This is a genomic window from Saprospiraceae bacterium, from assembly GCA_016712145.1.
Classification (GTDB): domain Bacteria; phylum Bacteroidota; class Bacteroidia; order Chitinophagales; family Saprospiraceae; genus Vicinibacter.
In genome coordinates this window covers 1,169,691-1,184,215 of the sequence record JADJRO010000001.1, presented here as the reverse complement: position 1 = coordinate 1,184,215, position 14,525 = coordinate 1,169,691, and the positions used below count along the sequence as shown (strand labels likewise).

6 protein-coding genes are annotated in these 14,525 nt (G+C 38.9%); 2 read left to right on the top strand and 4 right to left on the bottom strand.

Going from position 1 to position 14,525, the window contains the following annotated elements; translation table 11 throughout:
* Positions 1-95: 95 nt before the first annotated feature.
* The 4 genes from IPK91_05180 to IPK91_05165 form a co-directional block, all read right to left on the bottom strand.
* Positions 96-287 (bottom strand): T9SS type A sorting domain-containing protein, encoded by a 192-nt coding sequence (locus tag IPK91_05180; GenBank protein ID MBK8296668.1) that lies wholly within the window; start codon positions 285-287, stop codon positions 96-98.
* The gene (locus IPK91_05175; GenBank protein MBK8296667.1) at positions 260-2,092 is read right to left on the bottom strand and encodes a hypothetical protein; all 1,833 of its coding nucleotides are present in this window, start codon (positions 2,090-2,092) and stop codon (positions 260-262) included. The genes IPK91_05180 and IPK91_05175 overlap by 28 nt, the downstream gene beginning before the upstream one ends.
* A gap of 263 nt (positions 2,093-2,355) precedes the next feature.
* Positions 2,356-3,309, bottom strand: a complete 954-nt coding sequence (locus tag IPK91_05170) for an adenylate/guanylate cyclase domain-containing protein (protein ID MBK8296666.1) — start codon at positions 3,307-3,309, stop codon at positions 2,356-2,358.
* 48 nt (positions 3,310-3,357) lie between these two features.
* Positions 3,358-4,254: a tetratricopeptide repeat protein gene (locus IPK91_05165; protein MBK8296665.1), complete on the bottom strand. Its 897-nt coding sequence runs from the start codon at positions 4,252-4,254 to the stop codon at positions 3,358-3,360.
* A gap of 547 nt (positions 4,255-4,801) precedes the next feature.
* On the opposite strand from IPK91_05165, the gene IPK91_05160 reads away from it, so the two are divergent.
* Positions 4,802-6,730: a hypothetical protein gene (locus tag IPK91_05160; GenBank protein MBK8296664.1), complete on the top strand. Its 1,929-nt coding sequence runs from the start codon at positions 4,802-4,804 to the stop codon at positions 6,728-6,730.
* Between the two features lie 215 nt (positions 6,731-6,945).
* Positions 6,946-14,511: a hypothetical protein gene (locus IPK91_05155; GenBank protein ID MBK8296663.1), complete on the top strand. Its 7,566-nt coding sequence runs from the start codon at positions 6,946-6,948 to the stop codon at positions 14,509-14,511.
* Positions 14,512-14,525: the final 14 nt, after the last annotated feature.

Below are 14,525 nucleotides of genomic sequence, written 5' to 3'. Positions count from 1 at the left end.
TGCAATGAATTAATTTAAAAAACTGTCTGTAACAAGTAGTTGCTGAAGGCGTCCCCGCTGTAGCCAAAGGGGATATGCATTTTAGGATGAGAGATTTAAAATTTAATAATTCGTGTCGAACGTATCGCTTTTCCTTGAAGTATTTGCATTTCATATATTCCAGGAGGAATGGAAGCACAATCAAGTTCTAAATTTTCTAAGGATGTTTCCCTATTAATAATAATTTGTCCAACTGCATTTAATAAATAGACTTTTTTAATTACATTATTTGATGTTGTAATTTGCAATTGATCCGTAAATGGATTTGGATATATTTGAATTTTATAAAGTTGATTTGAGTTTGATACATACACCGGCAGGGTAGGACAATCCCTTTTTGATTCAGGCTGCGAATCAATTCGTCCAGATCAGCGCCAATGTCTTTTCCATCGCTGCTGTTTTTTGAGTAAGCACTGTTGCTTTTTAATTTATAATTCAAAATATTTTTTGGCCCATTGCTAAAATCAACAAAGGCGACATCTGAATATTTTGAAGGAAAATAATTCTGGCTAATGGTTTTAAAATTAGTGTATTTGCTTGCATCTCCAGCGATCAATACATTTTTATGAAATTGCTTATTTGCATCGGTCACATCCGGAAAGTACATAGCAAATGTTGCATCGCCTTGTTTTACTCCAGGCCCATAAATTCCTTGATAGCCACCACTGGAAATGGAAGAGTTTACGATGTTGTTGGTAAACCGAAATCCAGTCATCTTTTTATAAGCCCAGGTAATAGGACCAGTTTGAAAAATACTGTTGTGATCGATATTTAGATTTTCAGGTTCGCCCAAATGAAATGCAGTCCCATCATTGGGTCCAGCTGTATTTTGATCTCCATACAAAGGACCATTAATATCTTCCAACACATTGTTTTGAATCAAAATGCGTTTGCTTCGGATTCCATTGCCATCATCACTACCAGAAATTGAAATTCCTGCTCCCGTATGCCGGATATAATTATTTCGTATGGTAATATCACTGACATTCGCTTGTGGGGAAGCTCCATTTTCAGTGCGAATTGTCAATAGTATGGCATAACCACTTTGACCAATAGGTAAGTCGGCCCAACAATATTCCATTAAATTACCTTCCAACAAAACGCGCGTTCCGGTTTTAAGTTCGAAGAGATTTTTTACAGTCCAGTGTTTGCCGGCATAGCTCGGGTCTTTGGTCCACCAACTTTTTGGTTTGTTAAAATGATTTTGTAAAACTTCAATATCTGAGGGTACCAGTCCGGGAATGGAAGCTGCACCACCTCCAAATAATATATTTTCACCGGATGCTTCCAGATAGTTGTTGATGATTTTAAAAGGCCCCGGTCCGTTGATACCTGAAATCGCTTGCGCATCAAAACCGATGCTGTGAAAATCAGAAATATGGCAATCCAATACAGCACCATTTGTGCAATCCAATCGAATGCCGTATTTCATAATGGTGGCCTGGCTGTGGCCGTGTACATAACAACGATCCAATACCATCTGATTGGGAATTTGCCAAACCTGATTTTGAGATGTGCCAGAATTGCCAAAATTGATTAAACCGTAACTGTTTAGTACCGAAGCATGTGCACTGATTTCCAATCCAACCAGTCGATAATGATGAGCTCCTGGTTCTGTACTAAAACAAGGGATTCCAGACAGATTGGTAGTTACAATTGAAGGCATAGCCAATCGTTGTTCTGTAAACTTGGGATCGCTTGTCATAGCAGTTGGTTCAATCCGTGTCCCTTGCGCTGGCAGTAAATCCATCTTCGAGCCCATAAGCACAATCCAACGCGTACTAGCCGGTTTTACTGGCAATACAAATCCACCGGTATAAACGATTCCTGCATCCAGTATAATAACAGTGCCAGGCTGAGCAGCATCCAAGGCTTTTTGAAGGTCTGAATAATTTCTACCTGAGGGCCCAACGGTAATTCGCTTATAACCGACGGTATCTGGAAAACAAGCTTCTATTGAAGCTGTATTTGGAAGCGTTGGTAAAATTTGAGCCAACCCAATGTTGAACAGCGTCAAACAAAATATGACGATTGGAATAATGATTTTCTGCATTGGTTTACAAGATAGAGAGGAATTTGTAAAGAGTCAATACTTTAATGCTGTAATCCTGCAATTCTGCAATGTTTCAATTCCTAAAGTTGGGTTTAATAAAATAATCAATTGTAAAAAATTCAAATGCCATCAGCCTCCTTCCCTAACAGTCTAGCAGTCTAACAGTCCATAGCCCTTAGGCTAACAGTCTAATAGCCTAATAGTCTAATAGTCTATCAGTCTATTAGTCTAACAGCCCTCCAGCGCTTCAGCCCTCCAGCCCTTCAGTCCTCTTCCTTCACTCCTTCCACAAAATACATATCAATTTCTCCTTTGTTTTTTGCCGGGATTTTTCCCCGGTAGGTGCAATGGTATTTGTGTTTGATAATTTCGTAGGTCGATCCGGAGATATTAATTTTTCCTTCAACACCCTGACGCTCCATTGCTGCAGCAACATTTACTGTATCGCCCCAAATGTCGTAGGCAAATTTTATAATGCCAACGATTCCTGCAACCACCGGACCGGTATGAATTCCGATACGCAATTGAAAATAGGGTAGATTTTGTGCTTCTCGTTCCAGTTTGTGTTTATGCATGAAATCCTGGATCTCTATGGCTGCCTGAATGACATCATCGGCATTGGTTTTATTTGCAACCGGTAAGCCACCGGCGCACATGTAGCTGTCACCGATGGTTTTAATTTTTTCAATATTGTATTTAGAAACTATTTTATCAAATGCACTGTAGAAATAGTTGATTTCTTTTACCAGATTGTGAGCAGTAAGTTGCTCACTGGCAATTGTAAAGTTTTTAAAATCCGTAAACATGGCAGTGACTTCATCATAACTTTTGGCTTCTGCAAATCCTTTGCTTTTTAGTTCTTCGGCAGTTTCTTCCGGTAAAATATTTAATAACAACTCGTCGCTGCGTTTTTTCTCTTGCGAAACTTTAATTTTTTGACGTACCGCAATTACAGAAATCAATATCATCAAAACGGCCCCAGCAATCCAGCCATTTCTGATTTTCTTTTGTTGTAGGAGTTCATATTCTTTTTGTTCAATTTCGCTGATGTGTTTTTGAACTTCGACACGATATTTTGCTCCGCTGATTGCTAACTGATTGCGTTGAACGGCAAAGCTATCTTTAGCCATGGATGCTGAATCTAAATACAGGTAAGCAGCTTTTAAATTGCCATTTGCTGCATAGGCACTTGAGAGATTTCTGTAAATATTTTTCATTACATAATAATTCTTCAGAAAGCCTTTTTTAGAAATGATATCATAAGCTTATAAAGAAAGTTGCATAGCAGCTTTGGGATTATTTTGAATACGACGGATGTCACTCAACATAGACTTTGCCATGGCTAAATCAACCAGCTCTCTATTTCGGGTACTTAATTCAATGTTGCGTTCTGCCAGGGGAATTGCTAAATCATATTTCTTTTGGATGTAATAAATATTGGCAATATTGCCACTGATAATTCCAATCCATACATCTGATTTTTGTTTGATTGCAAATTCTTCTGCTAAATGAAAATAATAAAGTGCCGAATCATATTGATTTAAACTGCGATAGCAATAGGCAATCGTATTGGTTTTCGAAATAATATTATCCATTTGATCTTGTGGAGTCGAATTCCACATTTGCAAATAAAATATTTTGGCCGTTTGATAATCCCCAAAGTATTGATGCTTGGTTCCATAGTCAAAGGTGTATTCGGCTTTATTCGGAAATTCATCCAGATCAAATTCAGAATACAATGCATAAGCTTGGGCAAATTGTTCGATAGCCAGACTAAAATCTTTGCGATCCCAATAGAAATACCCCAATAATTGGCGTGCTTCAGCCTGAATAAAATAATCTTTACACATGCCGGATTCATTGATGAGGGATTCCAATTCCATTATAATGCTGGGATTTTGTCTTTCTATCCAAAACAGTATTTTGAGACTTGACCAACGAAAGAAAAATTTCAGATTTGAATCCTTGCTATCTTCTGCCCATTGAAGTAGTTGTTGAAGACAGGCTTTTTTTGATGTTGAATCTAACTGATTAAAAGGATGTTCAAAATCCTTCATGCATTGAACTCTGTAACTAAACGATTGATTTAGAAAGCTGTCAGGATAGGGAATTTCAGCAAAAATCTTAGCACTTAACACTAAAAGACAAAAACACAAACGCATTTGCAACATATAAAACAAGAAGAGTTTCTCAAATATAATCTACTACCATTAATACAACAGTTAATTTTATTTTACTTCAGAATCTATTCAACATTTTTATAATTTTTAAGCAGCCGTTAAGCTTTTTATAAATGATACTTAAGAACATATTAATGAAATAATTTATATATAATTGGTAATTTTTATTAACAGCTTTAATATGTAAATCCTTGATTTTAAGTTATATAAATTCCATCTTAAAAGCTCGAATTTGATGCATCAAAAAGCTTAATATGAGCTTTGAAATTTCATCTGTAAGCTGCTTTTACATCAAATTTTGAAAACATATCCACAAATACCTAACTAAAAATGCAATATATACTGTTGAGATTAAAGTATAATGATATATATAAATAAAAGACAATGAGACTTATATAAAAAGTTAAAAATTTTATATGAAAATAATTCATTTAATGCTGTAATCCTGAACAAGCCATATTATTTTTGCTCGATTAGACTGTCGAAGCCGGTCTAATGGTATTTATATATAGAACCTAACTCAAATCTCATGAAAAGACGTAGTCCTATTGGATTTACTATTAAATTCATTTGTATCCTCTTTATATCCCTGGGATCCTATTTACAATCCACAGCTCAGGTTGATGTCAATTCTTCTGGAGGTACCATGATGGCCAGTTATACCAATCTGGCAAATGCTTTTACAGCCATAAATGCAGGTACGCATACTGGAACTATAACCATTGGAATTTCTGGAAATACAACAGAACCGGTTACAGGTGCAATTCTTAATGCGAGTGGTGCGGGTTCTGCAAATTATGCCTCCATTTTAATCGTACCGATTGGTGGCGCTGCTCGAATAATTTCTGGTGCTGCAACAGGTGGATTGCCATTGATTGATTTAAATGGTGCTGATAATGTAACCTTTGATGGTTTGAATGCTGGAGGAAATTCTTTAACTATAGAAAATTCAACGATTTCAGCAGTTACAGGTACATCCACAATCGGATTGCAAGCAGATGCAACAAATAACACATTTGTCAGATGTACAGTAAATGGTGCTGGAACGATGTCAGTTGGAAACAATGGAGGTAATTTTTATTTTGGTGCAGGTTCTACAACCACCGGAAATGATAATAATTTAATTTCAAATTGTAAAATCGGTCCAAGCGCAGGTAACCCATTTACCAAAGGAGTTTACAGCAATGGTACCACAACAACGGTTGCGCAATACAACAGCAACAATACAGTTACCAACTGTGAGATTTACGACTATTTTGGAGTTTCTACACAATCTGCAGGTTTATACATTACAACCGGTTCAACAAACTGGACAATCACAAATAACAAATTATATCAAACCACCACAAAAACACAGGTCACTACAGGTACAATTCATGCCGGAATTCAATTGGCTAGTGCCAACATTGTTGGATGTATTGTTACCGGAAATATTATTGGATTTGCAAATGCTACTGGTTCCGGTCAGTATAGTCTTGTTGGAGTATCAACTTCATCCCGGATGGTTGGTATTTATTCATCATCATTAGGTACTACTGAGCCAACAATAATTAATAATAACATCATTCAAAACATCAGCTTAACCGGTATCTTAAGTACCACAACGACCATTGCGTCCTTTATAGGTATCCAAATTGCAAGTGGTTGGGTTAAAGAATGTAATAATAACATTGTTGGAAGTGTGGATGGATCTAAAACCATCAGCGTCAACTCAACGACGACTTCAACATCGGAAATGTATGGCATTTACAGCAGTGTATCTATTGCTGCTGCTACAGATTTTAAAAATAATTTGATAGGTTCCCTTACCTATACAAATCCTGGAACTGCTGCCTGCGGAATTGTAGGGATGCGAGCTGGGAATAATTCAGGAAATACATTGACGATTGAAAACAATATCATTGGAGGTGTCGGTGGTGAACTTAAAACAATCAATAACTCCACACTGGCAAGTTTAAATGGGAATACTGTTATTGGGATTTATGTTCAAACTTCCACGGATATTATCAAGAATAATCTTATTTCTAATTTAACAACCAATAACCAATCAACAGGAACAGCAACTACTGCTTCTATTCATGGTATCTATATATCTTCAGCTGCTGCAAATACCCTTGTTACAGGAAACCAAATCCACTCATTGAGCAATACCTCTCCTGCTGCAAACTGTTGGATAAATGGGATCACGGTTTCCACTACAACCGCAACTGTTACAATTAGCAACAACTTCCTTCATTCATTTAATATTACTGGAACAGGAACAACGGCTACTTTAAATGGTATTTATGTGTCTGGCGGAAATTCAAACTATAATAACAATATGATCCGTTTGGGTTATACAGCTGCAGGAACCTCTATAACTAATGGTTTACAAATAAATGGTATTTTCGAAAGTTCAGGAACTAATAATTTCTTTTTCAATTCTGTTTATATAGGGGTACGGGCGTTGCAACGTTAGCAAATAACAGTTTTGCATTTTTTAGTAATGCAGTAACAACAACCAGATTTTATGGAAATAATATATTCTATAACGCACGTTCGAATGGAGCTTCAACCGGTAAACATTACGCAATAAAAATTGCAGGAACGACTCCAAATCCAACAGGTACAACGATTAATTTCAATGATTACCTGGCAGATGGTACAGGGGGTGTTCTTGGTCAATATAATTTAGTGGATCAGACGACCCTTGCAGCTTGGAAAACCGCAACGGGACAAGATTGCAACAGTATTTCATCCAATCCAAAATTTTTAAATCCCACAGGTACCAGTTCAACGGTGGATTTGCATATAAACTCCGGAATGGCTACCCCTGTGGAAGGTGCCGGTCAAGCAGTCGGCTTTGTTACGGATGATTACGATGGTCAAACGAGATCTGCTTTATCCCCAACAGATATCGGTGCGGATGCAGGAAATTTTATTGTATTTGATGTTTCTCCACCGAATATTGAATACACTCCGCTTTTAAGTGCATGCGGTACAGGAAATGTGATTTTAGAACCTGTTACAATAACAGATGCGACGGGAGTGCCTACAGGCGGTGCCACAAGACCCCGGGTTTATTATCGTAAAAATGGAGGATCCTGGTTCTCAAATCCTGGCGTTTTATTAACGGGTACAGGTACAAATGGCAATTGGCAGTTTACGATGCTTGCGGCGGCTATGGGCGGCCTTGTATTAGGGGACATCATAGATTATTATGTTATTGCTCAGGATTTAGCAGCCCCGATTAATATTATATCCAATCCTTGTGGCGTAAATGCTACAGATGTAAATACAATTATTACGGCTCCTCCTGTACCCAATACAATCATTGTTAAGAATGCAATGTCTGGGACGTTTACAGTTGGGATTGGTGGAAATTATACCACATTAACCTCGGCTATTAGTGATTATAATAATCGATGCGTTAACGGCCCCATCACCTTTTTATTAATTGACAATTCATATCCTTCTGAAACTTATCCAATTTCAATTAATGCAATTAGTGGCCACTCATCTATAAATACTACAACCATAAAGCCAGATGCAGGTAAAACACCTACATTTTCAGCCGCTTCAACAACCTGTATCATCAGATTGAATGGTGCAGATTGGGTTACTATTGATGGCTCAAATTCAGGGGGCTCTGATAGAAGTTTAACCTTATCCAATACTTCGACTGCTGCCAATACGGCTGTTATTTGTGTATCTTCTCTTGGTTTGGGATTAGGGGCTACCAATGATGTAATAAAAAACTGTAATATAGCTGGTGGTAGCACCACAGTGAGTCCGATTTTCGGTATTCATGTTGCGGGAACCACCATTTCTGCAACAGCACAAGGGGCTGACAACGATTTTCTGGAAATTCGAAATAATGCAATAACAAAGGCATATTATGCTATTTATGCCAATGGACTTACAAGTATTAGTACGGGAGGTCAAGACAATTTAAGTGTAATTGGAAATAAAATTGGTCCAGATGCGACAGGGGTTGATAATATCGGTTTTGCAGGAATTTGGGTTGCAAATGCATTGAATCTATTAGTAAGCGGAAATACTGTCCAAAATTTAAACACCACTGCAACTCAAAGCGGTGGCATTTATTTAAGTACCAATGTTGATAATTTTACAGTCACTCAAAACAATTTATTAAATAATACATCGACGGCCTCTTCTAGCGGGGTATCTTCTTTTTCTGGTATTTTTGGTGGGGTGTCTGTAAAAAATGGTACGATTGAACGAAATATCATTCGCTCATTTAGTAATACCAACACAGGAGGTTGGGGTGTGCGAGGAATCATGTTAAATTCAGGTACGAATCTTTCCAACATTAAGATTACTAACAACATGATATCTGATGTTTGGGGTTATCAGGATGCTTCCAATATTTATTGGAATATCGGTATTGCATTGGAAGGCTCTACAGGAGGTGTAAATATCTATTTCAATTCAGTAAATTTATTTGGCTCTCAACCTGGATTAACTTCAGCTGGAGTTGCAGCCTGTTTATTTCTCAATACATCAGGTACGAATGTCAATGTAAAAAATAATATTCTTTCAAACAGTTATGATAATACTTCCTCCACAATTGATAAATCATATGCGATATACACTACTGGTAGCGCCACAACATTTAACACAATCAATAACAACGATTATTATGCAACGGGACCTGTGGGAGTTTTAGGATTTCTATTAGCGGATATAACCACTTTGGCACAATGGAAAGCAGCAACCAGTCAGGATCAATTATCAATAGTAGCGGCTCCAACATACACGTCTAATTTAGATTTGCATTTAACGCCTAATTCTTCCAATATATGTTTTAACCAATCGGCCATGGCCATACCAGGCATCACCAATGATCTGGATGGAGATTCAAGAAATACAAGCAATCCGGACATGGGTGCTGATGAATTCAATCCAGGTACAAACCTCAGCATTGCAGTCACAGAAACTTCAGGAACTGCAAACGATAAAAGAATATGCCTTGGCGCTTCTGCTACTATAACAACTACTGGAGGAACATCTCATAAGTGGAATACTGGTGAAACAACAAATAGTATCACAAAAGCACCTGCTGCTGCAACAACAATTTACTATGACACTGTAACAGTAGCAACTGGTTGCGCTGTTGTGATGTACGATACGATTTTTGTTCTCCCACTTCCAAACGCATCCATCAATCCATCCAATCCAAGTATTTGCTCTGGAACCAGTATTAATTTAACTGCATCTGGTGGTGGAACTTATTTATGGGATAATGGAACAACAAATCCGGTGAGATCTGTTTCACCAGCTTCTACAACTAGCTATACAGTTACCGTAACAGGTGCAAATGGCTGTTCTGCAACGGCTACTGCAACGGTTACCGTTAATATGTCGCCTACTGCAACCATAACTCCAGCTGCCCCTACCTTATGTAGCGGTTCTGTTCAAACCTTAACTGCCAGTGGGGGCATTAGTTATTCCTGGAGTACGGGAGCAGTTACTCCTGCAATTAACGTGAGTCCGGGTACTACAACAAGCTACACAGTGACCGTAACCGCAGCCAATGGTTGTACTGCAACAAAAACAGCCACGGTTACAGTAATTCCTGGTGTTTCTACAACCGAAACTCATGTCGAACCAACGAGCTGTATATCACTAGATGGATCAATTAATCTGACCGTAACAGGCCCAGGTGGGTATTCTTACAATTGGTCAACACCGGATGGTACCGGATTAATAAATGGACAGGAAGACCAATCAGGACTCTCTGTCGGTACCTATTTGGTAACGGTTACAGCTACTAATGGATGTACCGCAACGCGATCAATTACCTTGGCAGGTCCTGGAAATTGTGGTGGTTGTCCATCCATAGGAGCCTATACAACAAACACCTCACAAATCTGCAAAGCCATAAATTTCGTTTCTACTGCCAGTGGACTTACGAATATGGGAACTCTTTATGGAATCCGATTTGTATATTCAACCTCAGCATTGGCGGATCCTTATACTATGGGTACCACTTTGGGCATGGTTTCAAATGCCGGATTAACATCCGGGGGTACCGTGGCAACTTTAAATGCAAGCATTCCGGCTATCGGAAACTATTTCCTCTATGCGGTTTTATTCCCAGCACCAATTAATCCAAATTGTAGACCTTTTAAATCTACATCCATCGTAGTTTATAATTGTGCTGCAATGATCACAGATCCATGTTCCTGTAAAAACAATGCAACTACACTTACAAATGGCCAATTTAATGATATCGTAACTGTAAATGCCCCATCAGGCCAAAACTGGACAGTATCTGCAAATACAGGATTTTATTTAACATCTAGTCCGGCTCCACCTGCAGCTCCATTAATTATCCCAATTGGTACAGCCATGACGAATGGTACCGTTGATGGCATTAATAATGATGGCGATGGCCAAACAGATGAAGCAGATGAAAATGTTTATTACACATTGCGAGGTGTCCACGTAGATGCCTTGGGATATAATATTACGGTTACAAATTCTCTGGGAACGAGTTCTTCCATTGGAAGCACCTGTTACTATCCAAATCCAAGTATCAATGGATTGGCCAATACCTTCTGTTTAAATGATCCAGCTGTTACTTTATCCGGATCCGCCCAATTGGGGGATGGTTCCGGACCAGCAATGGGAGTAGGCACATTTACAGTAAATGGAGTGCCTCGCACGGTATTTGATCCTGCCGTTCAAGGTGTTGGTACCCATACCGTTACCTTCTCGTTTGATGCTGCTGATGGGGTTCCAAATGGTTCACACCCAGGATGCATTCAGGCTGTTTCTCAATCTGTACAAGTGAATCCGGTTCCTACAGTAAATCCGGTTACAAGTACTTCGTATTGCGTTGGTCAAACATCACCACAAATTAATTTTACAGGAACTCCTGCTACAGGAGTTATCTATAATTGGACTAGAACGCCAGAAGCTATCGGTTTAGCTTCAACCAGTGGTTCTGGATTTGTTCCGTCATTTGTTACAACGAATGCAGGGGCAACACCTTTAACATCCACATTTACAGTTACCCCTTCATTTACAAGTGGTGCCCGAACTTGTACGGGTACATCAATTACGTTTACCATAACAGTCAATCCAACTCCAACAGTAAATGCTGTTCCAGATGTACAATATTGTCATGGAGATGTAACGGCTGTAATAACCTTTACTGGATCTACTCCCGGCGCAACCTATACTTGGACGCGTACTCCTGAAGCGATTGGCCTTGCTGCATTGAATGGAACCAATACAGTTCCTTCGTTTACCACTACCAATCCCAGTGCAGTTCGTATAACAAGTACCTTCACGGTTACTCCAAGTTATTCTGACGGAAGAGTGACCTGTACAGGTACTCCAATAACATTTAGAATATCCGTCTTGCCACAACCGGTTGCACGTTGTAAAAACGCAACACTCTATTTGGATCGGAATGGCTTTGCAACCTTAACAATTCCTGATATTGATAATGGAAGTACTGCAAGAACCCTTAGCTTAAGTAAAACCAGTTTTGATTGCGGAAACGTTGGGGCAAATACAGTTACTTTATTTGCAAGAGACTCTTGTTTGAAGACTTCAACTTGTACAGCAACGGTAACCGTTTTAGATACCATTCGTCCAACCATGTTTTGTCCTTCTGATTTGACAATTAATTTGGATCCAGGTGAATGCGATCGGGCAGTTCAATTTGTGGATCCTTATGCAACGGATAATTGCGGTGTAACAAGATCTACTGCTACAGGTTCTATTACCACGGCCTTTAATTCAAACAATCAGTTTGCTGGCGCTATGTGGAATGTTACTAACCTGACAGGAGGTCCAATTACTTTAAATTCATTTGCAACTAATATTAGTGCGACAGTTGGAACGAATTGCATTGGTTCGATTTATTATACACCTACAACCTATGTTGGAAAAGAAACCAATCCGGCAGCCTGGACCTTAATGGGTACTGGAAATGCTGCTTGTGCTGGTATTAATCTGCCTACATTATTTAATATTGGTGGGTTGGTCATCCAAGCAGGGGAGACTTATGGTTTATATTTTGATCTTGTAAATTATACAGCTGGTTCAATTGTACTCAGGTACACAAATGGTAATATCACTTTTAATAATGGAGATTTGTTACTAACACTTGGTGTTGGAAAAGCAAATCCTGCTTTTACAGGAACAACCTTTTTAACTAGATATTGGAACGGAATAATTAATTATACTAAGGAAACTATAATTGGCGGTGTTCCAACAATCATGCAAACAGATAATTCCGGATTTAAAAACGGAGACATCTTCCCAAGAGGAAAAACATGCTTGAGTTTTAAAGCCACTGATTTTAATGGAAATACAAGCTCATGTTCTTTCTGTTACAACTTAGTAGAATATCAAAATCCAGTTCACTTCCTGACTTGCCATGATGAAATTCAAATCAGTCTGAATGAAAATTGCTATGCAACCGTTGGGGCTGATGAAGTTTTAGCTGGTGGTCCGTATGGATGTTATGACGATTACAGAGTTGAAATTCGGGATTGGGTAACCAATGCCTTGATAGATCGTTTTCCTAATATTCCGGGAGTCCAATTAGGCTCTCAGGATATAGGTCGCGAATTTAAAATTACCATCATCGATCCGGATACCGGAAATTCATGTTGGGGTCATGCAACCGTTGAAGATAAACTACCACCAATACTTACCTGCGCTCGGGATACCTGCGTTCCTTGCGGATCTGGTACTACGCCATTCTACACAGGCACAACCGGTGTTCGTGAGAATTGTAGTTCATATTCTTTAACCTATGAAGATGATGTAACCCAAGGAGGTTGTGGTGCAGGTTTCGAAGAAAAAATCATTCGCAAATGGACCGCTGTAGACGGCTATGGCAATAAAGCAGTTTGTATTCAAACCATCATAGTAAAATTAGCAACGATTGCTGATGTTGGCGTTCCGGATAATTATGATGATGTTGAACAACCAGCATTGAGCTGCGATGCAAAGATTAATACAGTAAAAGATTATACCCAACATTATTTAGCTTACCCATATTGTGTGGATGGCTATTTATTGGATTCCGCTTATTGGTTTGCAACTGGTGGATTCTTGCCGAGTCCAAATGGAGACCTTGCAGGAGAACGTAAGCCACGTACCTTAGGTTGGAATTGCATTGATACTGGAAAATATATTGGACATCCAAGTCCATTCCCCATTTACTGGCCTGCTCATCCAAGCTGGCGTCCAAACAACCCGGTTTGTTGGGGACCCGATGAGGTAATCATGTGGGCTGGTACGGGCACTCCAACTGGAGCAACTTGCCACAACTTAGGAATGACATTCCGTGACATTGTGATTGATGTTGCAAAACCTGGATGTGATGCAGGTCCGATTGGATGTTATAAAGTAATCCGTCAATGGACTGTATTGGATTGGTGTACAGGTGTTGCAGGTGGTCACAACCAAATCATAAAAGTAGTAGATCGTGAAGGTCCACAAATATTATATCCAGATACGGTGGTTGCCAATATGGAGCCCTGGAGATGTTTAGGCATCTGGGAAGTTCCTAAACCTTGGTTAATTGATAATTGCAGTAATGAAGTTCATTACACCATCAAAATGTTGAATGGAGTTGTCACTGGTAACGAAACCGATGGATTTGTAATTCGCGATATAGAAAGAGGAGTAAATGAAGCTTACATCTATGCAGAAGATTGTTGTGGAAACATTACAAAAAGAAGAATTGCGGTAAACGTAATTGACAATACTCCACCGATTGCTGTATGCGACCAAAAAACATTTGTAAGTATAACTGGCAATCAATCGCAAGGAGAAAATTATGCGAAAGCATTTGCTGAAGATTTTGATCAGGGAAGTTTTGATAATTGCAGCCCACACGTATTCTTTAAAGTGATTCGTATGGAGCAATTGAGAGGAACCAATAACGGAAGTAATGCAAATCAATCTGATAATGGTACCAATTGTACCGGAATTAATGGAGATGATAATGCGCTTTTAGATGGCAATCAAATTTATTTTGACGACCATGTAAAATTCTGTTGCACCGATGTAGGTAAATCCATTATGGTTGTTTTCCGGGTTTTTGACATTGAACCTGGCGCAGGCCCAATTCCACCAAATAGAATGAACTCTGGTGGCGTACTTTTCAATCACTACAGTGATTGTATGGTTGAAGTTGAGGTACAAGATAAGAGTGTACCAACTGTCGTTCCTCCGCCAAATATTGTGGTGAGTTGTTGGTTCTAGTTTGATGTTGATAA